The following is a 22,503-nucleotide window of genomic DNA, read 5'->3' as shown; positions in this document are numbered from 1 at the left end:
CAGAGTTGCAGTGCCACCCATTCTCGACTCCTCGCGGGCGCGAAGTAAAGGCGTCCGGGCACGTATCGAAGTTCCCGGGACATGCAAATGCCCCGCCGCTGCCGGAGAATTCCGGTAGCGGCAGGGCATCGTCATGGCTAAAGCGGGTGCGCCTATTCCTCGATCTCGATGTGCGTCGGATCCAGGACCCGGCGCAGGAACTCCTTGGTGCGAGCCTGGGTGGGCGCGGAGATGACCTGCTCAGCCACGCCTTCCTCCACCACAACGCCGCCGTCCATAAACACCACACGGTCTGCCACTTCGCGGGCAAAGCCCATCTCGTGGGTCACCACCAGCATGGTCATGCCCTCCTTGGCGAGGTTGCGCATCACGGAGAGGACATCGCCCACGGTTTCGGGGTCCAGGGCGGACGTGGGCTCGTCAAAGAGCATCAGCTCCGGGTCCATGCTCAGCGCGCGCGCAATGGCCACCCGCTGCTGCTGGCCGCCGGAAAGTTGGTCGGGGAAGCGGTCCGCCAGGTGTCCCAGCCCCACGCGTTCAAGGTTGTGCATGGATACCTTGTCCGCCTCGGCCTGCGAACGCTTGAGGACCTTGAGCTGGGCGATGGAACAGTTGCGCTTGGCATCCAGGTGCGGGAAAAGGTTGAACTGCTGGAACACCATGCCCACCTTGCGGCGCATCTTGTCGATGTCCACATCGGCGTCGGTGGCTTCAAAGCCGCCCACGTGGATGGCACCCTTGTTGGGCTGCTCCAGCAGGTTCACGCAGCGCAGGAGGGTTGATTTGCCCGACCCGGAGGGGCCGATCAGGCACACCACTTCGCCCGGCTTCACGTCCAGGCTGATGCCCTTGAGCACTTCGTTGGTGCCGTAGGACTTGCGCAGGTCCTTGATGGACACACCTGCCGCATTGACGGTGCCGGGGTGGCCGGCGGAGGAATTTACGACGTCGTTCATGGCTTCCCTGCCTATCGCTTGGTCCGCGCGGAGCGGCTTTCGAACTTCCGGGCCAGGAGGCTCAGCGGGATGGTGATGATCAGGTAGAAGGCGCCGGCGACCAGGAGCGGCGTGAGGCCGGCGCCGAGGCTGGAGATGCCGTCGCGTCCGAATTTGGTCAGCTCATACTGCGATGCGGTCAGGCCCAGCACGTAGATCAGCGAGGAGTCCTTGGTGAGCAGGATGACCTCGTTGGTCAGCGGCGGCAGGACGATCTTGAAGGCCTGCGGAATCACAATGGTCACCATGGCCCGCCACTGCGGCATGCCCAGGGAGCGGGCTGCTTCGAGCTGGCCCTTCGGCACAGCCTGCAGGCCGGCGCGGAGCGTTTCGGCGATGTAGGCGGAGGCCACGATGCCCAGCGAAACCATGACGATGATGGTGACGTTCCACTGAACGCCAAACGCCAGGGGAACGCCGTAACCGAAGGCGATGAATACCAGCAGTGCCGGGACACCGCGGAAGAACTCGATGTAGCCGGTGGCGATCCAGCGGTACAGCGGAAAGCTGGAAAGCTTCATCAGTGCCAGCAGGAGGCCGCCGGACAGGCCAACGATAAAGCCGAGCACCGTGTAAATCAGGGTGTTCACCAGGCCGGTGGTGAAGATGCCCGGGAACATCGGGCCGATTTTGCCGAAGTTGAAGACGCTGTTGCCGATGGTCTTCCAGTCCGTGGCCAGGATCAGGGCGGCGACGGCCACAATAAAGATTCCTGCCTGGACGTACAGGCTTACTCTGGCGCGTTGACGTGCGGTCATTGCCATGGGTGCTCACATTCGTAGTGCGTGGCTGAGGCCCCGGACGTACTGTTGTACAGCGTGTCCGGGGCCCCGGCTGCGTTATTCTCAGGGCGGCGAAGGCCTCGGTGGAATGCCGAAGCGCTCGCTATTTGGCGGTCTCGCCGAACCAGGTGGTTTCGAATTTCTTCAGGCTGCCGTCGTCCGTGAGGCGCTTGAGGGTGGCGTTGACCTTGTCCCCCATGGCGGTGTTGCCCTTCTTGTAGGCGATTCCGAGCTTCTCGCCGCTCGCGTAGTTCTCCACGCGCTTCCAGGCGGAGTTGTCCTTGATGGCGTAAGCGAGAACGGACTGGTTGCCCAGGGCGGCGTCGATGGTGCCGGCCTGGATGGCCTGGACCAGGAGGCCGGTGTCCTCGAACTGCTGGGCATCGATCCCCTTGTCCGCCGCGTACTTTGCGCCGGTGGTGGCCTGCTGGACGCCAACCTTCTTGCCCTTGGCGCTGTCAATGTCCTCGATGCCGGAGGCCGTGGTTGCCAGGAGGGTGAGGTCGTCATCCAGGTACGGGGTGGAGAAGTCCATGACGGCCTTGCGGGTGTCCGTGATGGAGATCGACGAGATGGACAGGTCGCACTGGGTCAGCGCGGTGCCGGTCTCGATGGCCTCGAACGAGCTGTCCACGATGCTCAGTTCGGCCTTGAGGTCCTTGGCAACTTCCTTGGCGATATCGACGTCGAAGCCCACCGTCTCGCCGTCCTTCTGGAATTCGAACGGCTCGTAGGGGACATCCGAGCAGACCGTGAGCTTGCCGGCGTTGATGAGCTGGACTCCGCCTTCGGACGCTGCCGGGGTTGAGCTTCCGCCGCCGCAGGCCGTGAGGGTGAGGGCGCCGACGGCGAAGAGTGCTGCTGCCTTGGCGGTCATTTTGGCCGTGGCCAGGGACTTGAGCTGCATGTTTCTTACCTTTTGTTGCAGGAGTATGCGGTACTAAATCGGTTCATAGTGTAGCGCCGAATAAGAGATGTGCATCACAGGAAACTTAGTTTCACTATTGGATAACTAAATTACCCCTGTTTTCAAGCCTAGGCGAAGCAGTGATGTCTCAGATACCGGACTCGCTGGCCTAGTTCTGGATTCCCAGGGATTCCAGCATCGGCCGGAACTTCGCCCAGGTCTCGGCGAGTTCGGCCTCGGGCTGGGACCCGTCAACTATTCCGCAGCCGGCATAAAGCCGGACAGTGTCCGGACCCTCGATGACCGCGCCGCGCAACGCGATGCCCCATTCACCGTTTCCTGCCGCGTCCAGCCAGCCGACCGGGCCGGCGTACGGCCCGCGGTCCAGGTGCTCCAGCTTACGGATCAGGGCGCCGGCCACCTGTGTCGGAGTCCCGCAGACGGCCGCAGTGGGATGCAGCGCGTTGATCAGAGCCAGGCATGTGGGCACGTGGCCTTCCACCTCAGCCAGTTCGGCTTTTACGTCCGAGGCCAGGTGCCACACATTGGGCAGCTCCAGGATGAACGGCTCGTCGTGGGCGTTCATGGCTTCGGAGAACGGCGCCAGCTGGGTGGTCAGCGACTGGATGGCGATCTCGTGTTCGTGCCGCTGCTTCTCTGAACCTGCCAGCACCCGCGTGGCGTAGTCCAGGGGAAGTCCGTCCTCGCCATGGGCATCGCGGCGGTCCAGGGTTCCGGCGAGCACGCGCGCCTGGGCGGTCCGCCCTTCCACCTGGATCAGCATCTCCGGTGTCGCGCCCACCAGTCCGTCCACGCCGTACGTCCAGCACTCGCGGTACCGCCCGGCAAGCTCCCGCAGCACCTTCGCAGCGTTCACACCGGTAGGCACCGTGGCCACGATGTCGCGCGCGAGCACCAGCTTCTCCAGCGCCCCGGTCCGGATCTCGGCCACGCCAGCGGCGACGGCGGCCTTCCAGTCCTCCTCGCTCAGCGAGCCCGTGTGCAGCGTTGCCCCGGCGGCCAGCGGCAGGGGACGTACGACGGCGCCGCCCGCCTTGCCGGGCACCTTGCCGGGGGTGCCGTCCCCGCCTGAGTCCGCTGCCGCCGTCGTGGTTTCGGCAGTGGAGCTGCTGCCGAGCCAGCGGTCCAGGGCGGTGAGGGCGCCCTCTGGGGTGAGCGGGCCGTCGTCGAACGTTAACTGGGTGAGCCACGCCTGGCCGTCGCGGACGCCCACCACAATCTCGGGCACAATCAGCCGGGACTCGTGGGCCGAGGTCTTGGAAAAAGCGAAGGAACCGAAGGCGACCGGACCTGTGCCCGGGAGCTCTACTGAGTCGGCGATCTCGGCTTCGAGGACCAGGTGGCGCCACCAGATATCCGCCTCAAGGAAGCGCTCAGGGCCCGTGGCGGTGAAGCGCGCGATCTCGCCGAACCCCACCAGCCCTGCCTCCCGCCGGGTCCAGCACAGGACATCGTCCCGGACCAAAAACGACGGCAGCCCCCCGGCGAATTGTTGGCCATCGAGGGGGACTGTCAAGGTGCGGAACGTGCTCGTCATGATTGCACCACGGTACTCCTTTTTGCTGCCGGGGCCGGTTACAAGGAAGCAGCCGGGCAGCAGGCGCCGCTGAACCTTCCCCAGTAGCGCCGCAGGCCAGGCCCCGGTGCGGCGGAATCAGGCTTGGTCCGGACCCGCCTGAACATTTGAGACAATGTCATGGTGAACCGAGCATCCTTGGATAAGCGTCCGGACGAAGTAGCCACGATGTTTGACGACGTCGCACCGAAGTACGACGTCGTCAACGATGTTCTGTCCATGGGGCAGACCCGCCGCTGGCGCAAGGTTGTGGTGGAAGCCATGGAAGTGTCCAAGGGGCAGCGGGTCCTGGACCTGGCGGCCGGCACCGGCACCTCCAGCGAGCCATATGCCGACGCAGGCATAGATGTAGTGGCGTGCGACTTTTCCCTCGGAATGCTCAAGGTAGGCAAGCGCCGCCGCCCGGACATCGACTTCATCGCCGGTGACGCCACCAACCTGCCGTTCGCGGACAACACGTTCGACGCCTCCACCATCTCCTTCGGACTGCGCAACGTTAACGAGCCAAAGAAGGCCCTGCAGGAGATGCTGCGCGTGACCAAGCCCGGCGGCCGGCTGGTCATCGCCGAGTTCTCGCAGCCCGTGGTGCCGCTCTGGCGCACCATGTACACCGAATACCTGATGCGCGCCCTGCCGGCCATCGCCGTAAAGGTCGCCTCCAACCCGGACGCCTACGTGTATCTCGCCGAATCCATCCGCGCCTGGCCGGACCAGGACCACCTCGCGGCCTGGCTGCAGGACGCCGGCTGGGACAACGTCACCTACCGCAACCTCACGGGCGGCATCGTGGCGGTCCACCGCGCCTTCAAGCCTGCTGATTCGTCGCCGGACGGCGGCGCCGCCGCTATCGCCGCGCACAAGGGCCCGGTGGCCAAGCTGCGCCGCAACATCACGCGCTGACCTGTGAAGGTACTGATTGTCGGCGCGGGTCCGGCCGGATCCACTGCCGCGTACTACCTTGCCAAGGCCGGCCTCGAGGTCACGGTTCTGGAAAAGACGAGCTTTCCACGCGAGAAGGTTTGCGGCGACGGCCTGACCCCCCGGGCCGTCCGCGAAATCCAGAAGCTCGGCCTCGCCCACCCGGAAAACGAGGGCTGGCGCCGCAATAAGGGACTGCGCCTGATCGCGGGCGGCCGCACCATCGAACTCCCATGGCCCGAGGTGTCCGACTTCCCGCAGTACGGACTGATCCGCACACGCCTGGGCTTTGACGAGGAACTGGCGCGGCACGCCCAGGCTGCCGGCGCCACCATCCTGGAGCGGCACAGTGTCACCGACGCCATCCGCAACGACGACGGCCGGGTCACCGGCGTCCGCGCCGCCATCCTGGACGAGTCCGGACGCAAGACGGGGGAGACGCACGAGTTCAGTGCCGACGTCGTCCTCGCCGCTGACGGCAACTCCACCCGCACGGCCGTGTCCCTTGGCATCCAGAAACGCGACGACCGCCCCCTCGGCGTGGCCGTCCGCACCTACTTCACCAGCCCCCGCACTGACGACGACTGGATGGAAGGCTGGCTGGAGCTCCCCGGCCGCGACGGCAAGCTGCTGCCGGGCTACGGCTGGGTGTTCGGCGTGGGAGACGGAACTTCCAACGTGGGCCTGGGCATCCTGAACTCGTCCAAGGAATTCGGCAAGCTCGACTACAAGCAGGTCCTGCGCGAATGGACCGCAGGGATGCCCGCCGAATGGGGCTTCACCCCGGAGAACCAGGTGGGCGACATCCGCGGCGCCGCACTGCCCATGGGCTTCAACCGCACCCCGCACTACTCACCCGGCCTGCTGCTCCTGGGCGACGCCGGCGGCATGGTCTCCCCGTTCAACGGCGAGGGCATCTCCTACGCCATGGAATCCGCCCGCTTCGCCGCGGAGTTCATCATCGACGCCTCCTCGCGCAGTTCCTCCTCGGCCGGAACGTACGACGCCGACGCACACCTCTCGCGGTACGCGGACTACGTGCGCGGGCAATGGGGGTCGCACTTCACGCTGGGCCGGGCGTTCGCCGCGCTGATCGGCAAGCCGGCGGTCATGAAGCTGGCGCTGCGGACCGGCATGCCCATCCCGGTGCTGATGCGGTTCGTGGTCCGGCTCCTGGCCAACCTCACGGACCCGTCCGCAAAGGGCTTCGAGGACCGGGTGATCCGGGTCCTGGAGTCGCTGGTTCCGGCCACATCGAATACATCCGCCACCCCGTCGGCTTCGAACCAGCGGTATCCGCAACAAAAAGTTAGGGTTAACCCGTGACCAACCCCGCAGACCACAGCTGGACGCACGCCGGACACGGCCTGCCGGACTCCGAACCCAGCCTGAACACCACCGCCATCGCCACCGGCCTGCAGTTGCCCGCGGGGTTCGCTGCCATCGCCGGGGATGCCGAGCTTGGGCCGGCCATCACCAACAACCTGGCCCGGGTGGAGAAGAAGCTCCGCGAGGCCATTGCCAACTCCGATCCGCTGGCTGACGCAACGTCGCGCCACCTGGTGGAGGCCGGCGGCAAGCGCATCCGGCCGCTGCTGACGCTGCTTTGTGCACACCTCGGTGACGCCTCGCTTCCCGCCGTGGTGCAGGCCGCCGTCGTGGTTGAACTGACCCACCTCGCCACGCTCTACCACGACGACGTGATGGACTCGGCTCCGTTCCGCCGCGGCGCTCCGACGGCCCACGAGGTCTGGGGCAACTCCGTGGCTGTCCTCACCGGCGACCTCATCTTCGCGCGTGCTTCGATCCTGGTGTCCGAGCTCGGCTCCCGTGCCCTGGGCATCCAGGCCCGCACCTTCGAGCGGCTCTGCCTGGGCCAGCTTCACGAGACCGTGGGGCCGCGTCCGGACGAGGACCCGGTGGAGCACTACCTCTCGGTCATCGCAGACAAGACCGGTTCCCTGGTTGCTGCTTCCGGGCAGCTCGGTGCCATCTTCGCCGAGGCAGATCCCGCCTACGAATCCGTGCTGGTGGAGTACGGCGAGAAGGTGGGCGTGGCCTTCCAGCTTGCCGACGACGTGATCGACGTGACCGGTATTAAGGTCAAGTCCGGCAAGTCCCCGGGAACTGACCTTCGCGAAGGCGTCCCCACCCTTCCGGTGCTGCTCCTCCGGAAGGCGGCCGCGGATGGCGACCAATCCGCCGTCGAACTCCTGAAACTGATTGACGGCGACCTCACCTCCGACGAAGCCCTCGCCGAGGCGGTGGCGGGTCTGCGCGAGCACCCGGTTACGGCCGAGTCCTGGATTGTGGCGCGGCAGTGGGCCAATGAGGCCATTGCGGCCCTGGCTCCGCTGCCCGACGGCGTGGTCAAGGAATCCCTGTCCAACTTCGCTGTGGCTGTGGTGGACCGCGCCAGCTAGTTCTGCTTCTGTGGAAGCCCGGCTCCGTGGACGGCGCCGGGCTTCTTCTTTGCTGCCGTGAATCTGTTTTTGCTGCGCCCGCTTAAACGGGATAGCCCCGGTCCACAGCAACAATACGAGTCATATGTTGCCGTGAACCGAGGCTATCTCTCCGTTCGCATCAGACCCGCCGGAGGCGTTTAGCGGATCCATGAATAGTCTATGACAGATTTGTCATAAGACGCAAGCCCCTTGTTACTGCCTGTGTCAAAGAATTTTCAGCCCCGGCTTTCCCGCCGTGTTGGGGCGCATTGACGTCCGCTCCCTGCTGTCAGGGCTGAAGCCGCGGCGAGTCCGTGTCGAAGTGCCCTGCGACGGCAAGTTGTCCACATGGCCCTGCCTGGAACTGTCGCCTGCCGCGGGGTTCGAGCGAATTTGATTCCATGGATATCGAAGCCTTTCTCCGCCATCGCGGAGGCGTTGCCCGAACTGCTGCACTCCACAGTGCCGGATTCGCGAGAACGCGTGTGGACCAGGCCCTCGCAGCAGGCCAGGTCGTCCGGGTCCGGCGAGGTGTCTACGGCCTGCCAACGGAAGACGGCGTTCTCGGTTTGGCCCTGCAGCACAATGCGCTCGTGACCTGCCTGTCCGCTGCCCCTGCTTATCAGCTGTGGACCTTGGAGAAGGCCGGAATGGTCCACTTGAGCCCTGGACACAAGAAGACAGTGCCGGGCACCCTGACCCACGGCCGGATCCTTCATCCTGTCCACCCCTGGCTGCCGGTGGCGGGCCTGGCGGACGTCCTCATCCATGCTCTGCATTGCCTTCCCGCCCTGGAAGCCTTGGTCATGGTTCAATGTGCTGCGCAGCGCGGAGATGTGGCAGTGGATTTCCTGCGGCGCAAACTTCCCGGAAATCGCAACGCACGTGCCCGTTCAGTCCTGGATTACGTGATTCCCCGGGCCGATTCGGTTCTTGAGGTATTGGCCAACTACCACTTCCGGAGGGCCGGCCTGTATGTTCGCCGGCACGTGGAGCTCCAGGGCGTGGGCGAGGTGGACTTCCTGATTGAGGATTGCCTGGTGCTGGAAACCGACGGGGCCACCCACCTGGAGGCAAAACACGTCAAAAAGGACCGCGTACGTAACAACGCCACAGTGGTTGGCGGACGTCTCTGCCTTAGATTCGGCTACGCGGACGTAGTCCACTATCCCGAGCGAATGGTGGCCCAGGTGTTGGCGGTGCTGGAGCTTAGCCGGCAGGGAGCCTTCGGCGGAAGGTGACCGCCGCCGTCGTGGGGCTCTTTGGGCCGAACAACACTTGAACTGGCCTCAACGCCCGGCGTGTCCGTGTCAAAGTGCCCCAGGACCGCCACCGGATGACCTAAAGCGGAACCTAGTCTTCGTCGTCCTCGAAGGCCCACTCGAACATGTCGAACACGAACTCCGAGAACGTGCCCTCTTCAGACTTCCACTGACCCCGGGCGTTGTTGCGCCGGTACACGATGGGGTCCGGGACGCCGAGGTCGCCTACCCGGAAGCCCCAGGTGTATTCCTCTTCCTCATCCTCGAGGAACATCAGGAAGCCCTCGTCATCAACTTCGAGCTCGTCCGGATCCCAGAAGTAGTGGTATGCCTCCATCAGGTCCTCGCAGCCGCCGATGGCCAGGTAGAACTCGCGCAGGACCAGGGGAATCTGGAATTGGTGGTCGGCGAGGGCCTTGTCCAGCTCCTCGGGGGACAGGCCGTCCTCTTCCTGCCATTCATCCTCGAGATACTTCGGAACCAGCGCACGGAATTTCTCGAGGAACATGTCAGTCATGCTCATATCCTAGCTAATCGCGGCCCTGTGATTCGCCGCTGCCGGCCCCTGCCCGGTGCCACCCGCGAACGGCGAGCGGGGCCTGCCAGGACCGCCGCCAGGCCAGGACCCGGAACGTGAACACCAGGGCCGCGATCACGGCTGCAGTCGAAACATTGAACACGCCCAGGACCCAGAGGACAGAGGTCATGGCAGCTCCCAGGAAGGCCGGCAGCGCGTAGATGTCCTTGGGATTAAAAAGCTCCGGAACCTCGTTGGCAACCACGTCCCGCAGCAGGCCCCCGCCCACCGCCGACGTCACTCCCAGGAGCACCGATGCCACCGGATTGAGGCCGGTGGCCAGCGCCTTGAGGGTTCCCGTCATACAGAACAAAGCGAGCCCGCCGGCGTCGAACAGGGTGAGCAGTGACGTGTAGCGCTGGACGCTGGAGAACAGGAAATACACCAGGACCGTGGCCAGCAGCGGCGGCACCAGGTAGGCGGGGTTGGTGAAGGCTGCCGGGACCACGCCCAGGATGATGTCGCGGATCACGCCGCCGCCAAGGCCCACCAGGGAAGCCAGCAACAGGGATCCCACAATGTCGATCTGCTTGCGCGCCGCGAGCAGCGAACCCGAGACGGCGAAGAAGAAGACGCCCAGCAGATCCAGCCACACGGGCGCGTTGTCAAAGGCGAATGTCATGGAGCGTCCCGGCGGTTACAAAGAGGGCGGACAGGGCGGCTCCAACGTTACGCTAGCCCCTATGAACAGCCCCATTATGATCGCCTGCGCCCATGGGACGTCCAACACACAAGGCGCCGCGGAGGTCAACGCCCTGCGCGATGCCATTGCAGCGCTCCGCCCGGGACTCGACGTCCGGGAAGCCTACGTGGATGTTCAGCAGCCCGATCTGGTGGACGTGGTGGCTGGCCTGCCGGCGGGGGAGTCCGCCGTCGTGGTGCCATTGTTGCTCAGCGTGGGCTACCACGTGAAGGTGGATATCGCGCGGGCGGTCAAGAGCCGGCCGGGGAGCGCCGCGGCCGCTCCGCTGGGGCCGGATCCGCGCCTCGCCGCCCTCCTGGACCAGCGGCTGCGTGAAGCGGGCGTTACGGATAACGACGTGATTGTCCTCGCCGCCGCCGGTTCGTCCAACCCCAAGGCTGCCGTGAGCGTGGAGGAACTGCTGGGCCAGCTTCAGGAGCTGCGGTCCAACCGGATGGTGGCCGCCTATGGTGCCTCCGCCAAGCCGTCCGTGCCCGACGCCGTCGCAATGCTTCGCGAGGAACTGGAGGGAGGTGCCGGCGCGGGGGAGTCCGCAGGGGCTGTCGACGTCGGCGGGCGCGTGGTGATTGCCTCCTACCTCCTGGCGCCGGGCTTCTTCCATGACCAGCTCGCAAAGGCCGGGGCCGACGTCGTCACCGAACCCCTGCTGCCGTCACCCGTGCTGGCGGAGATCGCGCTGGAACGTTACGACGCCGCCGTCGCGAAGGCCCGGGAAGCTGCCGCGGCGGCACCCTCCGAAGTGCCCTCCACAGCACCGGCCAATGCCCCTGAAGCAGCACCTTCAGATGCACAGGAGGGTGGCTTCTTCAAGGCCGTCCGGCGTTTCGTGACGAAATATTTCCCTAGGTGACTCAACGTTTCCGGGCCTTTGTGACGCTCTTCGGACGGGACCTACAGTCGATGCATGACTGATACAGCTCTAGCCGGAGCGTCCGCGGACACCGCCGCCCCGAAGCGCCCGGCCCGCCCGTCCCGACCCGCCGCGAAACCGCACGGGCAGTGGAAAGTGGACGGCAAAACGCCCCTGAACGCCAACGAAACCTGGAAACAGGAAGACGATGGCCTTAACGTGCGCGAGCGTATCGAGACCATCTACTCCAAAGAGGGCTTCGACGCCATCCCCGGCCAGGACCTGCACGGCCGGTTCCGCTGGTGGGGCCTCTACACCCAGCGCAAGCCCGGGATCGACGGCGGCAAGACCGCAACCCTTGAGCCGCACGAGCTCGAGGACAAGTACTTTATGCTCCGGGTGAGGATCGACGGCGGTGCGCTCACCACCGAGCAGCTGCGCGTCATCGGCCAGATCTCCGTGGACTTCGCCCGTGACTCGGCCGACCTCACGGACCGCCAGAACATCCAGCTGCACTGGATCCGCGTGGAGGACATCCCCGAGATCTGGACCCGCCTGGAAGGTGTTGGCCTGTCCACCACCGAAGCCTGCGGCGACGTCCCGCGTGTCATCCTGGGCTCGCCCGTGGCCGGCATCGCCAAGGACGAGATCATCGATCCCACCCCGCTGATTGAGGAGCTGGGCGAGCGGTTCATCGGCAACCCGCTGCTGTCCAACCTGCCCCGCAAGTACAAAACCGCAATTACCGGCCACCCCAGCCAGGACGTGGTCCACGAGATTAACGACTTCGCCCTCGTAGGCGTGCGCCACCCTGAGCTCGGCATTGGCTACGATCTCTGGGCCGGCGGCGCGCTGTCCACCAACCCGATGCTCGGCAAGCGCCTGGGTGCATTCGTCAAGCCTGAGCAGGCCGCGGATGTGTGGCTCGGCGTCACCAGCATCTTCCGTGACTACGGCTACCGCCGCATGCGCACCAAGGCACGCCTGAAGTTCCTGATGGCCGACTGGGGTCCGGAGAAGTTCCGCCAGATCCTCGAGGACGAATACCTGGGCTACAAGCTGGCCGACGGTCCGGCCGCGCCCAAGCCCACCACCCCCGGCGACCACATCGGCGTGCACGAGCAGAAGGACGGCAAGTTCTTCATCGGCGCCACCCCGCTGGCCGGCCGCCTGTCCGGCTCCGGATTGGTGAAGCTGGCGGACACCCTGGAGGCCCGCGGCTCGTACCGGCTGCGCACTACCCCGCACCAGAAGCTCGTGGTCCTGGACGTCGAGAAGGACCAGGTGGAGCCCCTCGTGGCCGAGCTGGACGCACTGGGCCTGTCCGCCCGCCCGTCCGTGTTCCGCCGCGGGACCATCGCCTGCACCGGTATCGAGTACTGCAAGCTGGCCATCGTGGAGACCAAGCACACGGCCGCCACCGCCGTGGCCGAGCTCGAACGCCGCCTGGCCGACCTCGCCGGGTCCGGCGAGCTGCCGCACGCGCTGTCCCTGCACATCAACGGCTGCCCCAACTCCTGCGCCCGCATCCAGACGGCGGACATCGGCCTCAAGGGCATGATGCTTCCCACGCCCGACGGCGACCCCTCCCCGGGTTTCCAGGTCCACCTGGGCGGCGGGTTGGCTTCCAACGACCGCGAGGAGGCCGGGCTGGGACGCACCGTCCGCGGCCTCAAGGTGTACGTTGACGACCTGCCCGACTACGTGGAGCGCGTAGTCCGCACCTTCGTGGCCCAGCGCGCCGAAGGCCAGACCTTCGCCGAGTGGGCGCACGCAGCAGACGAGGAGGCACTCCAGTAATGAGCAAACATGCACTCGGACTGGACCCGGTAGTTGCACCTGCCGAGGCAGAAGCGACGGTGGTTGCGCTCGCCGAAACCAAGGCTGCCGAAACCCCCAAGCTCCGCAGCAAGGACGAACTGAGGGCCTTGGCCGAAGCCGGCGCCGCCGAGCTCGGCTGGGATGCCCCGGCCCGTGACGTGATCGCCTGGGTGGAGCGCAACTTTGACCTGCCCGCAGTGGCCGTCGCCTGCTCCATGGCCGACGCCGTCCTGCCGGCGTTGGTCGCGGACCAGCTGCCCGGCGTCGACGTCCTGTTCCTGGAGACCGGCTACCACTTCCCGGAAACCTACGCCACGCGTGACGAGGTGGCCGCAAACCTCCGCGTCAACGTGGTGGACGTGCTCCCGGAGAACACCGTGGAGCAGCAGGACCGGCTCCTGGGCAAGGACCTCTTCGCCCGCGACGCCGCCCAGTGCTGCGCCCTCCGCAAGGTGGCCCCGCTGCGCCGCACCCTGTCCGGCTACGAAGTCTGGTTCACCGGCGTTCGCCGGGACGAGGCCCCCACCCGGACCAACACCCCGCTGGTCACCTGGGACGAGGCCAACGGCCTGGTCAAGGTCAACCCGGTGGCCGCGTGGACGTTCGACCAGCTGGTCCAGTACTCGGACGACAACCTCCTGCCCGTCAACCCGCTGCTTTCCCAGGGGTACCCCTCGATTGGCTGCCAGCCCTGCACCCGGAAGGTGGCGCCCGGCGACGACCCCCGCGCCGGCCGCTGGGCAGGTACCGACAAGACAGAATGCGGACTACACGTATGAGCACTTACCTATCCGAGGAGACCACCCAGGTGACTGAAGCTGCCGTATCCACGCGCCTCTCCAGCCTGGACACCCTCGAGTCCGAGGCCATCCACATCATCCGCGAGGTTGTTGCCGAGTTCGAGAAGCCGGCCCTGCTGTTCTCCGGCGGCAAGGACTCCGTGGTGATGCTGCATCTGGCCACCAAGGCGTTCTGGCCCGGCAAGGTCCCGTTCCCCGTGCTGCACGTGGACACCGGCCACAACTTCCCCGAGGTCATCGACTTCCGCGACCGCACTGTGGAGCGGCTGGGACTGAAGCTCGTGGTGGGCTCCGTGCAGGAGTTCATCGACCGCGGCGAGCTCGCCGAGCGTGCCGACGGCACCCGCAACCCGCTGCAGACCGTCCCGCTGCTGGACGCCATCCAGTCCAACAAGTTCGACGCCGTCTTCGGCGGCGGCCGCCGCGACGAGGACAAGGCCCGCGCCAAGGAGCGCATCCTGAGCCTGCGCGACGAGTTCGGCCAGTGGGATCCGCGCAACCAGCGCCCCGAGCTGTGGAACCTGTACAACGGCCGCCACACCGTGGGCCAGCACGTCCGTGCCTTCCCCATCAGCAACTGGACCGAGCTGGACATCTGGCGCTACATCGAGCGCGAGAACATCGAGCTGCCCGGCCTGTACTACGCTCACGAGCGCGAGGTCTTCGCCCGCGACGGCATGTGGCGGGCGGTGGGCGAGGTGTCCCAGCCGCTGCCGCACGAGGACGTCATCACCAAGACCGTCCGCTACCGCACCGTGGGGGACATGTCCTGCACCGGAGCCGTAGAGTCCGACGCTTACACCGTGTCCGACGTCGTGGTCGAAGTTGCTGCCTCCACCCTCACCGAACGTGGCGCCACCCGGGCAGATGACCGCATCTCCGAGGCCGCCATGGAAGACCGCAAGAAGGACGGCTATTTCTAATGAGCACGATTTCCGAGATTTCGACAGGCTCAATCAACGAAGGCCTGCCCACCACACTTTTCCGGTTCGCCACCGCAGGATCGGTCGACGACGGCAAGTCCACTTTGGTGGGCCGCCTCCTTCACGATTCCAAGGCCATTCTGGCTGACACGCTCGACGCCGTTGCCCGCACCTCAGCGGACCGCGGCTTCGGCGGCGAGAAGGGCGGCATCGACCTCGCCCTGCTGACGGATGGCCTGCGCGCCGAGCGCGAACAGGGCATCACCATCGACGTCGCCTACCGCTACTTCGCCACGGACCGGCGCAGCTTCATCCTGGCCGACTGCCCCGGGCACGTTCAGTACACCAAGAACACGGTGACCGGCGCGTCCACGGCGGATGCCGTCGTCGTACTCATTGACGCCCGCAAGGGTGTGCTGGAGCAGACCCGCCGGCACCTGTCCGTGCTGCAGCTGCTGCGCGTGGCCCACGTGATTGTGGCGGTCAACAAGATCGACCTGGTGGACTTCAGCGAGTCCGTGTTCCGCGAGATCGAAGCCGACGTGCAGCAGGTGGGCCGCGAGCTGGGCCTCGGCTCGGACGGTATTGCGGACCTGCTGGTGGTTCCGGTTTCCGCGCTCGACGGCGACAACGTGGTGGAGGGCTCGGAACGCACCCCCTGGTACACGGGCCCGGCGCTGCTCGAAGTGCTCGAGACCCTTCCGGCCGCCGACGAACTCGAAAGCCACCTGGAGAGCTTCCGCTTCCCGGTGCAGCTGGTCATCCGGCCGCAAGGTGCACTGGCTCCTGATGCCGTTGCCGCCGGGCTGGACGTTGAGGCCTACCGCGACTACCGCGCGTACGCCGGCCAGATCACCGAAGGTTCGGTCAAGGTGGGGGACCAGGTGTCCGTGCTGACCCCGGGCCAGTCGCCGCGCACCACTACGGTCGTGGGCATCGACTTCGCCGGGGCTTCCCTGGAGGAAGCCGCCGCGCCGCAGTCAGTGGCCATCCGCCTTGCTGAGGAGTTCGACGTGGCCCGCGGCGACACCATCGCCGCTGCCGGCACCGTCCGTGAAGCGTCGGCGGATTTGTACGCGTCGCTGTGCTGGCTGTCCCCGAAGCCGCTCCGGGAAGGACAGAAAGTGCTGGTAAAACACGGAACCCGCACCGTGCAGGCCCTGGTCCGCAATGTCAACGGCAAGCTGGACCTGTCCACCTTCAAGCTGGAGCCGGCGTCCACCCTGGAGCTGAACGACATCGGTCACGCGCAGCTCCGGCTCGCCGCGCCGCTGCCGCTCGAGAACTACCTGCACCACCGCCGCACCGGCGCGTTCCTGGTGATCGACCCGCTGGACGGCAATACGCTGGCTGCCGGCCTGGTCAAGGACCACCCGGGCGACCACGAGGACGAGCGCTACAGCATCTAAGTTCCGACACTAAACCGCGGCTTGTTCGCGAAACCCCGCCGTCAAGGCCAGGTTTTGCGAACAAGCCGCGGTTTTGCCTCTCCTTCCGGGGGAACCGGTTCAGGGCGGTCTGGGGGGCCGGGCGGTAGCCTAAGACTCACGTTAGTCCTCATCCGGCAGTGGGAGGCGGCACATGGAAACCATCAACAGCAAGCTGCTCAACTGGGCATCAATCCTGGATGACCAGACCCGGGAGCAGGCCGTGATGACGGCCGAGCTGCCCTTCATTTATCCCCATCTGGCACTCATGCCCGATGCCCACCTGGGCAAGGGTGCCACCGTGGGCTCGGTGATTCCCACGCTGCACGCGATCATCCCAGCGGCCGTAGGCGTGGACATAGGCTGCGGCATGATTGCCGTCCGGACCCAGTACTCGCTGGCGGACCTCCCGAAGGACCGCAAGAAGCTCCGTGAAGACATCGAACGCGTCATTCCGCTCTCCGCGGGGCACAACAACAGGACCGTGCTGCCCAGCGCCGAGCCGCGGATCGCCGAACTGAAGCAGCTCGCTGCCAAATCCGGGTTCAACCCCGCGCAGTATGCAGCCAAATGGGAGCTGCAGCTCGGGTCCCTGGGCTCGGGCAACCACTTCATCGAAGTCTGCGCCGATGAGGCTGACGCCGTCTGGCTGTTCCTGCATTCCGGTTCACGCGGCATCGGCAACAAGATCGCCCAGCATCACATCGGCGTCGCCCAGCATGTGTCGCGGAAACACCAGATCCGCTTACCCCACCCGGACCTCGCCTACCTGGACGAGGGCACACCGCAGTTCGACCGCTACATGGCAGAGCTGCGCTGGGCCCAGCACTTCGCGCTCCTGAACCGGGAGGAGATGATGGACCGCCTCAGCGCCCGGTTCGGCCACTGGGTGGGCGGCCGGGTGCAGGAACGCGAACGGATCAACTGCCACCACAACTTCACCCAGCAGGAAACCCACTACGGCAGGTCCGTGTGGGTGTCCCGGAAAGGCGCGATCCAAGCCGGCCCCGGCGATCCCGGACTGATTCCCGGATCCATGGGGACGGCGTCGTATGTGGTGGAAGGCCTGGGCAACCCCGCCTCCCTGAACTCCTCACCGCACGGGGCCGGCCGGGAGTACTCACGCAACGCAGCGCGCAGGACCTTCAGCCTGGACGAGCTGAAGAAGGCCATGCGCGGGATCGAGTTCCGGGCTTCGGAAGCCTTCATCGACGAGATTCCGGCCGCCTACAAACCCATCGACCAGGTGATGCAGGACGCCGCAGACCTGGTCAAGGTCCGGCACAAGCTGCGGCAACTGATCAATGTCAAAGGCAACTGAAGCCGCTCAGCCCCCATCCGGCTTCCGCTTCAGCGTGGCCTGGAGGAGGTAGGTGGTCTGCCGGCTGCACTGCTTGATGCGCCGGAGATGGGCGGCGGCCAGTTGGGGCAGCGCCACGGCCGGATCGCTGCCAAGAATGTCATGGCGCAGGGCCTGCTCGAGGTCCATAACCAGGCCCGCCAGCCGTTCCGCGCCCACCATCTGACTGGAGGTTTTGAGACTGAGCACGGCATCCATGGCGCCGGTGACGTCACCGGTGGTCAACGCCTGCCGCAGCTTCTCATTCCGTTCGGGCAGCTGCTCGATAAAGTTCTGCACGAACACCTTCCAGACGCCCTCATCGTCCTCAAGTTCATCGCGCAGCCTCTCCAGCACTGAGGGGTCCAGGAGCGGGGCATAGGCGTCGCCCTCGGTCACAGCAACGCCTCGAGGCCAGTCCCGGCAGCGGGCCCAACCACGTAACACTCATGCCTGCACAGCTCGTTACCCATGACCTGCCCCTATAAGTCAATTCGCTTATGAGCCTCCCCAGCAGGACTTTTATGGACGCTACGTGGCAGGGCGCCGCGAAGCACGAGTAGCGAGTACTCGAATCTGCGGCCAGGCAGCAGCGCAGGCCCCAAGTGGTGCGGTGGAATATGACGCTAGATGAACCTTCGTGACCCCCCGTTTCCGCTTCGTTGAACGGGTTTGGGTCACTCCCTATGGTGAAACAATGACTAGTTCCAAGCCCGGGATGACCCGCATCGTGGCAGGCGAAAGCGCTGTTCCCCAGCGCAAGCGTGCCATCGAGGCTGCCCTCGCCATCGGGCTGGTACTGCTGATCGCCCTCGGCGCCGTGGTGGGGTCCACCGTTTCCCGCAATAGCGAGGCCCAGGCAGTTGAACCCGCTCCGGCCGCAGAACTGAAGCTGGGGTACTTCGGCAACGTCACGCACGCTCCCGCACTGGTCGGCATCAAGCAGGGTTTCCTGGCCGAAGCCCTGGGCGGTACCACGCTCAGCACCGAGACGTTCAACGCCGGTCCTGCGGCCATTGAAGCGCTCAATGCCGGCGCCATCGATGCCGCCTACATCGGCCCCAACCCGGCCATCAACTCCTTCGTCAAGAGCAAGGGGGAGTCCGTCAGGATCATTGCCGGGGCTGCTGCCGGTGGCGCCCAACTGGTGGTCAAACCGGAGATTAGTTCGGCTGCGGACCTCAGAGGCAAGACTTTGGCTTCCCCACAACTGGGCGGCACGCAGGATGTCGCCCTGCGCGCCTGGCTCGCGGACCAGGGATACAAAACGAACGTGGACGGCAGCGGCGACGTCGCCATCAACCCCACCGAAAACGCGCAAACCCTGAAGCTTTTCCAGGACGGAAAGCTCGACGGCGCCTGGTTGCCTGAGCCTTGGGCGTCCCGCCTGGTGCTCCAGGCCGGAGCGAAGGTGCTGGTGGACGAAAAGGACCTGTGGGACGGCACAGGCACCGGCAAGCCCGGCGAATTCCCCACCACGGTCCTGATCGTGAACCAGAAATTCGCGGCCGACCATCCGGACACCGTCAAGGCGCTCCTCGCTGGTCATGCGAAGTCGGTTGCGTGGCTGAACGAAGCGCCTGCGGCGCAGAAGGCCGCCGTCATCAACTCGGCCCTGCAGGAATCAGCAGGCGCGGCACTGGCGGATGACGTCCTTGCGCGGTCCTTGGCCAACATCACCTTCACCCTGGACCCGCTGGCCGGAAGCTACCCCCGGCTGCTGCAGGACGGCGTGGAGGCCGGCACCACCAAGCAGGCGGACCTCAGCGGACTCTTCGACCTCCGCCCCCTGAACGAGGTCGCTGCCGCCACAGGCAGCACCGCCAAGATTTCCGCCGCCGGCCTCGGCCAGAACTGATCCACACCACCTACCTAAGGACGGCACCATGCCAGTCGTACTGGAAAACCTGGGCAAGCGCTTCGGCGATGGCGCCCCGGTGCTGGACGACGTCAACGCCAACATCGGCCAGGGCGAGTTCGTCGCCCTCCTCGGTGCCTCCGGCTGCGGCAAATCCACCCTGCTGAACATCATCGCCGGACTCGAGGCGCCGACGTCGGGCGCCCTCGAAGTGCCCAGCGACGGTGCCGCATTTATGTTCCAGGACGCCGCGCTGTTCCCCTGGCTCACAGCCCGGGAGAACATCGAACTGGCGCTCAAGCTGCGCGGCATGGGCAAAGCGGAGCGCAAGGCGAAGGCGCAGGAGCTCCTGGAGCTGGTGCACCTTGGCACCGCAGGGGACAAGCGCCCGCATGAGCTCTCCGGCGGCATGCGGCAGCGCGTGTCCCTGGCCCGTTCCCTGGCGCAGGACCGGCAGCTGCTGCTGATGGACGAGCCGTTCGCTGCTCTGGACGCGATCACCCGCGACCTGCTGCACGACGAACTTGAACGCATCTGGAAGGAAACTGGCCGCACCATCGTCTTCGTGACCCACAACGTCCGCGAAGCCGTCCGGCTGGGCCAGCGCGTGCTGCTGCTGTCCTCCCGCCCCGGCCGCGTTGTCCAGGAATGGGCCGTCACGGAGGAACACCGAACCGATGCCGGGCTTGCCGGCCAGCTGACCGGGGTCATCACCGCCCGGCTGCGTGAGGAGATTCGCCGCCATGCCAAGTAACTCCGTGTCTGATCCGTTGGTTGAGCCTGTCGAAACCCCCCACGTGCATGCTGCTTTGACGCGGACTTCCACCGGCCACGAGGACCTGCGGGAACTTGAGTCCGGGCTGGACTCCCTGCAGTCCGACGCCGACCGTAAACACCGGGTGGACTGGAGCCGGGTACTCCTGCCCATCGCCGCGCTGGTGGTCCTGGTGCTCATCTGGCAGTTCTACGTCTCGCTCGGGGTGAAGCGCCGCGACCTGGTGCCGGGTCCGCTGGACGTGGTGACCCAGATGGGCGTGCTCTGGAACGAGGGCAAGCTCCAGGAATCCGTCTGGACTTCCATGCAGCGCGGCATCATCGGGTTTGTGATCAGCGTTGTCATTGCCACCCCCGTGGGCCTGCTGCTGGCCCAGGTGGCTCCGCTCCGCAGGGCTTTCGGGCCGCTGATTTCCGGCCTGCAGGTGCTGCCTTCGGTGGCCTGGGTGCCGGCAGCCATCATCTGGTTCGGGCTGACCGACGCCACCGTGTACTTCGTGATCTTTATGGGCGCCATCCCGTCCATCATCAACGGGCTCATTTCGGGCGTGGACCAGATCCCGCCGCAGTACCGCCGCGTGGGTACCGTCCTGGGTGCGTCCCGGCTCCAGATGGCGCTGCAGATCATCCTTCCCGCCGCGCTTCCGGGATACCTGAGCGGCCTCAAGCAGGGCTGGGCGTTCTCGTGGCGCTCACTGATGGCCGCGGAAATCATCGCCGTGGGCGGCACCATCGGCTTTGGCCTGGGCTCGCTCCTGGACCAGGGCCGGCAGCTGTCCGACATGTCGGTGGTGATGGCCGCAATCCTGCTGATCCTCGCCGTTGGCATCCTGATCGAGCTGCTGGTGTTCGCACCGATCGAAAAAAGGCTCCTGCGCAGCCGCGGCCTCCTCTCCGGCAGCACCCGCTAAGCCAGCCCCGTTCCAAGCCTCCAGCAAAGCCCGACGGCGACTCCCGCCGTCGGGCTTTGCTGTTTCTTGGCGACTTCACGGCCTCCAGCGGCCGAACCGGGGCACTTTGACACGGACACGCCGCGGATCAAGCCTGCGCCCGCCGGAATTGCCGCCAATGTGCCCCAGGACGGCCGACGACGGCGGCGAACCACTATGTGACGCAGCGTTACCTTACGTGAACTGGTGTTGCTCGGCCTTTGTGGGCGATTGTGACGCGGCCCTACCGTTGATTCATGGCAATTCAGGATATCTACCCCACAGCACTGCGCCTCCTTGGCCGCCCCGTGCTGGTGGTGGGCGGCGGCCCCGTTGCTGCACGCCGCGCCAAGGGGCTGCTCGACGCCGGTGCCCGGGTCACCGTCGTGGCTCCGGTTGCCTCCGCCGCACTCCAGGAACTGGCCGGCGCCGGCCTCCTCACCTGGGAGGCGCGCACCTACTCTTCCTCCGATGTCGACGGCGTCTGGTTCGTCCAGACCGCCACCGGTGATTCCGCCGTGGACGCCCAGGTTTCCGCCGACGCCGAGGCGCAGCGCATCTGGTGCGTCAACGCCTCCGACCACGAAGCCTCAGCCGCCTGGACCCCCGCCGTCGCAGAAGTGGACGACGTCAAGATCGCCGTGAACGCCGGGGGAGACCCGCGCCGCGCCATGGCCGTGCGCGACGCCGTGGCCACTGCGCTGGAAACCGGCGACCTTCCGCTGCGCCGCCGCCGGGCCGCCCGTAATGGTTCCGTTGCCCTGGTGGGCGGCGGTCCAGGTGACACCGGCCTCATCACAGTCCGCGGCCGCCGGCTCCTCGGCCAGGCCGACGTTGTGGTGGCAGACCGCCTGGGCCCCCGCGAACTGCTTAACGAACTGGCACCGGACGTCCACGTCATCGAGGTTGGCAAGACCCCCGGCCACCACCCAGTGCCCCAGTCCGAGATCAACCGGATCCTTGTGGAGGAAGCCTTGAAGGGCCACCGCGTGGTCCGGCTCAAAGGCGGGGACCCCTACGTCCTGGGCCGCGGCGGCGAGGAAGCCGAATACTGCCGCCAGCACAGCGTCGACGTTGAAGTGGTTTCCGGCGTCACGTCCGCGATCTCCGTCCCCGCCGCAGCCGGCATCCCCGTGACGCACCGCGGCCTCGCCAAGGGCTTCAGCGTGGTGACCGGCCACGAGGAACTCTCCGAGGTTCCCGCCCGACCCGACCACACCGTGGTGCTGCTGATGGGTGTGGGCCAGCTGCGCGAATCAGCGTCCGCCCTGGGCAAAGCCGGCATGCCGGCGGACACCCCGGTTGGTATCGTTGAGAACGGTTACCTGCCCAACCAGCGCGTCACCATCGGCACCCTCGGTTCCATTGCGGACCAGGCGGAAGCCGCCGGTGTGGCCAACCCGGCAGTCATAGTCATCGGTGACGTGGTGCGCGTGAGCCCGTTCGCGCCGTCGCACTTCAAAACCGCTGATTACGGAACCACCACCCCCAACAGCCCCCGCAAGACCTCCGTTACCACCTAGCCCCCACCCAACTGGGTAGCGCCAAGTGTCGTTTTGAGCCCTCATAACGACACTTAGCGCTACTTAGTTGGGAC

Annotated in this window: 21 protein-coding genes; 14 read left to right on the top strand and 7 right to left on the bottom strand. The window is 66.1% G+C overall.

Annotated features, from left to right (window positions below; all coding sequences use genetic code 11):
• Window positions 1–152: 152 nt before the first annotated feature.
• The 4 genes from FNL14_RS20375 to FNL14_RS20360 form a co-directional block, all read right to left on the bottom strand.
• A complete protein-coding gene (locus FNL14_RS20375; RefSeq protein ID WP_142063902.1) occupies window positions 153–956 on the bottom strand; it encodes an amino acid ABC transporter ATP-binding protein in 804 nt (267 codons plus the stop codon).
• Between the two features lie 11 nt (window positions 957–967).
• Window positions 968–1,759 (bottom strand): amino acid ABC transporter permease, encoded by a 792-nt coding sequence (locus FNL14_RS20370; RefSeq protein ID WP_091416272.1) that lies wholly within the window; start codon window positions 1,757–1,759, stop codon window positions 968–970.
• 121 nt (window positions 1,760–1,880) lie between these two features.
• On the bottom strand, window positions 1,881–2,684 hold the full coding sequence (locus tag FNL14_RS20365; RefSeq protein WP_142063899.1) for an ABC transporter substrate-binding protein: 804 nt from the start codon (window positions 2,682–2,684) through the stop codon (window positions 1,881–1,883).
• Window positions 2,685–2,853: 169 nt separating this feature from the next.
• Entirely contained in the window at window positions 2,854–4,242 is a 1,389-nt protein-coding gene (locus FNL14_RS20360) for an isochorismate synthase MenF (RefSeq protein WP_142063896.1), read from the bottom strand.
• A gap of 162 nt (window positions 4,243–4,404) precedes the next feature.
• Between FNL14_RS20360 and FNL14_RS20355 the strand changes: the two genes are divergently transcribed.
• The 4 genes from FNL14_RS20355 to FNL14_RS20340 all read left to right on the top strand — a co-directional run bounded on the left by FNL14_RS20355 (window position 4,405) and on the right by FNL14_RS20340 (window position 8,884).
• Window positions 4,405–5,181, top strand: a complete 777-nt coding sequence (locus FNL14_RS20355; RefSeq protein ID WP_255470947.1) for a demethylmenaquinone methyltransferase — start codon at window positions 4,405–4,407, stop codon at window positions 5,179–5,181.
• 3 nt (window positions 5,182–5,184) lie between these two features.
• The gene (locus FNL14_RS20350; protein WP_142063893.1) at window positions 5,185–6,525 is read left to right on the top strand and encodes a geranylgeranyl reductase family protein; all 1,341 of its coding nucleotides are present in this window, start codon (window positions 5,185–5,187) and stop codon (window positions 6,523–6,525) included.
• Window positions 6,522–7,622 (top strand): polyprenyl synthetase family protein, encoded by a 1,101-nt coding sequence (locus FNL14_RS20345; RefSeq protein ID WP_142063890.1) that lies wholly within the window; start codon window positions 6,522–6,524, stop codon window positions 7,620–7,622. The genes FNL14_RS20350 and FNL14_RS20345 overlap by 4 nt, the downstream gene beginning before the upstream one ends.
• A 422-nt stretch (window positions 7,623–8,044) precedes the next feature.
• On the top strand, window positions 8,045–8,884 hold the full coding sequence (locus FNL14_RS20340) for a type IV toxin-antitoxin system AbiEi family antitoxin domain-containing protein (protein ID WP_142063887.1): 840 nt from the start codon (window positions 8,045–8,047) through the stop codon (window positions 8,882–8,884).
• A 112-nt stretch (window positions 8,885–8,996) separates the two neighbouring features.
• On the opposite strand, the gene FNL14_RS20335 is transcribed toward FNL14_RS20340, so the two are convergent.
• Both FNL14_RS20335 and FNL14_RS20330 read right to left on the bottom strand, forming a co-directional pair.
• Window positions 8,997–9,422 carry a hypothetical protein gene (locus tag FNL14_RS20335; RefSeq protein ID WP_091416258.1) on the bottom strand — a complete coding sequence of 142 codons (426 nt, stop codon included), beginning with the start codon at window positions 9,420–9,422 and terminating at the stop codon, window positions 8,997–8,999.
• A 13-nt stretch (window positions 9,423–9,435) separates the two neighbouring features.
• Window positions 9,436–10,104, bottom strand: a complete 669-nt coding sequence (locus FNL14_RS20330; RefSeq protein WP_142063884.1) for a trimeric intracellular cation channel family protein — start codon at window positions 10,102–10,104, stop codon at window positions 9,436–9,438.
• A 61-nt stretch (window positions 10,105–10,165) separates the two neighbouring features.
• Between FNL14_RS20330 and FNL14_RS20325 the strand changes: the two genes are divergently transcribed.
• The 6 genes from FNL14_RS20325 to FNL14_RS20300 all read left to right on the top strand — a co-directional run bounded on the left by FNL14_RS20325 (window position 10,166) and on the right by FNL14_RS20300 (window position 17,327).
• A complete protein-coding gene (locus tag FNL14_RS20325; RefSeq protein WP_142063881.1) occupies window positions 10,166–11,035 on the top strand; it encodes a sirohydrochlorin chelatase in 870 nt (289 codons plus the stop codon).
• A gap of 54 nt (window positions 11,036–11,089) precedes the next feature.
• Window positions 11,090–12,835, top strand: a complete 1,746-nt coding sequence (locus FNL14_RS20320; RefSeq protein WP_142063880.1) for a nitrite/sulfite reductase — start codon at window positions 11,090–11,092, stop codon at window positions 12,833–12,835.
• Complete coding sequence (locus tag FNL14_RS20315) at window positions 12,835–13,635, top strand: phosphoadenylyl-sulfate reductase (protein WP_255470940.1); 801 nt, start codon at window positions 12,835–12,837, stop codon at window positions 13,633–13,635. Before FNL14_RS20320 ends, FNL14_RS20315 begins: the two co-directional genes overlap by 1 nt.
• The gene (gene cysD / locus FNL14_RS20310) at window positions 13,632–14,579 is read left to right on the top strand and encodes a sulfate adenylyltransferase subunit CysD (protein ID WP_142063877.1); all 948 of its coding nucleotides are present in this window, start codon (window positions 13,632–13,634) and stop codon (window positions 14,577–14,579) included. Before FNL14_RS20315 ends, cysD begins: the two co-directional genes overlap by 4 nt.
• Window positions 14,579–15,988, top strand: coding sequence for a sulfate adenylyltransferase subunit 1 (locus FNL14_RS20305; RefSeq protein WP_142063874.1), 1,410 nt, complete (start codon window positions 14,579–14,581; stop codon window positions 15,986–15,988). The genes cysD and FNL14_RS20305 overlap by 1 nt, the downstream gene beginning before the upstream one ends.
• A gap of 172 nt (window positions 15,989–16,160) precedes the next feature.
• Entirely contained in the window at window positions 16,161–17,327 is a 1,167-nt protein-coding gene (locus FNL14_RS20300) for an RtcB family protein (protein WP_142063871.1), read from the top strand.
• Window positions 17,328–17,333: 6 nt separating this feature from the next.
• Here FNL14_RS20300 and FNL14_RS20295 read toward each other — a convergent pair whose 3' ends face one another.
• A complete protein-coding gene (locus FNL14_RS20295) occupies window positions 17,334–17,744 on the bottom strand; it encodes an Hpt domain-containing protein (RefSeq protein ID WP_142063868.1) in 411 nt (136 codons plus the stop codon).
• 319 nt (window positions 17,745–18,063) lie between these two features.
• On the opposite strand from FNL14_RS20295, the gene FNL14_RS20290 reads away from it, so the two are divergent.
• The 4 genes from FNL14_RS20290 (at window position 18,064) to cobA (ending at window position 22,429) form a co-directional block, all read left to right on the top strand.
• On the top strand, window positions 18,064–19,203 hold the full coding sequence (locus FNL14_RS20290; RefSeq protein ID WP_142064110.1) for an ABC transporter substrate-binding protein: 1,140 nt from the start codon (window positions 18,064–18,066) through the stop codon (window positions 19,201–19,203).
• Window positions 19,204–19,231: 28 nt separating this feature from the next.
• Window positions 19,232–19,957, top strand: coding sequence for an ABC transporter ATP-binding protein (locus FNL14_RS20285; RefSeq protein WP_050054183.1), 726 nt, complete (start codon window positions 19,232–19,234; stop codon window positions 19,955–19,957).
• Window positions 19,947–20,888: an ABC transporter permease gene (locus tag FNL14_RS20280; protein WP_091416234.1), complete on the top strand. Its 942-nt coding sequence runs from the start codon at window positions 19,947–19,949 to the stop codon at window positions 20,886–20,888. The genes FNL14_RS20285 and FNL14_RS20280 overlap by 11 nt, the downstream gene beginning before the upstream one ends.
• Before the next feature lie 275 nt (window positions 20,889–21,163).
• Window positions 21,164–22,429, top strand: a complete 1,266-nt coding sequence (gene cobA, locus FNL14_RS20275) for a uroporphyrinogen-III C-methyltransferase (protein ID WP_142063865.1) — start codon at window positions 21,164–21,166, stop codon at window positions 22,427–22,429.
• Window positions 22,430–22,503 lie beyond the last annotated feature (74 nt).

Source organism: Pseudarthrobacter sp. B4EP4b (assembly GCF_006680095.1).
Lineage (GTDB): Bacteria > Actinomycetota > Actinomycetes > Actinomycetales > Micrococcaceae > Arthrobacter.
This window is presented reverse-complemented; position numbering and strand designations above follow the sequence as displayed.

Coding starts and splice junctions, on each gene's coding strand:
- cobA (WP_142063865.1), top strand. CDS start 21,164: ATGGCAATTCAGGATATCTACCCCACAGCACTGCGCCTCCTTGGCCGC.
- FNL14_RS20335 (WP_091416258.1), bottom strand. CDS start 9,422: ATGACTGACATGTTCCTCGAGAAATTCCGTGCGCTGGTTCCGAAGTAT.
- FNL14_RS20325 (WP_142063881.1), top strand. CDS start 10,166: ATGAACAGCCCCATTATGATCGCCTGCGCCCATGGGACGTCCAACACA.
- FNL14_RS20365 (WP_142063899.1), bottom strand. CDS start 2,684: ATGCAGCTCAAGTCCCTGGCCACGGCCAAAATGACCGCCAAGGCAGCA.
- FNL14_RS20315 (WP_255470940.1), top strand. CDS start 12,835: ATGAGCAAACATGCACTCGGACTGGACCCGGTAGTTGCACCTGCCGAG.
- FNL14_RS20360 (WP_142063896.1), bottom strand. CDS start 4,242: ATGACGAGCACGTTCCGCACCTTGACAGTCCCCCTCGATGGCCAACAA.
- FNL14_RS20375 (WP_142063902.1), bottom strand. CDS start 956: ATGAACGACGTCGTAAATTCCTCCGCCGGCCACCCCGGCACCGTCAAT.
- cysD (WP_142063877.1), top strand. CDS start 13,632: ATGAGCACTTACCTATCCGAGGAGACCACCCAGGTGACTGAAGCTGCC.
- FNL14_RS20280 (WP_091416234.1), top strand. CDS start 19,947: ATGCCAAGTAACTCCGTGTCTGATCCGTTGGTTGAGCCTGTCGAAACC.
- FNL14_RS20340 (WP_142063887.1), top strand. CDS start 8,045: ATGGATATCGAAGCCTTTCTCCGCCATCGCGGAGGCGTTGCCCGAACT.
- FNL14_RS20330 (WP_142063884.1), bottom strand. CDS start 10,104: ATGACATTCGCCTTTGACAACGCGCCCGTGTGGCTGGATCTGCTGGGC.
- FNL14_RS20305 (WP_142063874.1), top strand. CDS start 14,579: ATGAGCACGATTTCCGAGATTTCGACAGGCTCAATCAACGAAGGCCTG.
- FNL14_RS20285 (WP_050054183.1), top strand. CDS start 19,232: ATGCCAGTCGTACTGGAAAACCTGGGCAAGCGCTTCGGCGATGGCGCC.
- FNL14_RS20300 (WP_142063871.1), top strand. CDS start 16,161: ATGGAAACCATCAACAGCAAGCTGCTCAACTGGGCATCAATCCTGGAT.
- FNL14_RS20290 (WP_142064110.1), top strand. CDS start 18,064: ATGACCCGCATCGTGGCAGGCGAAAGCGCTGTTCCCCAGCGCAAGCGT.
- FNL14_RS20370 (WP_091416272.1), bottom strand. CDS start 1,759: ATGGCAATGACCGCACGTCAACGCGCCAGAGTAAGCCTGTACGTCCAG.
- FNL14_RS20320 (WP_142063880.1), top strand. CDS start 11,090: ATGACTGATACAGCTCTAGCCGGAGCGTCCGCGGACACCGCCGCCCCG.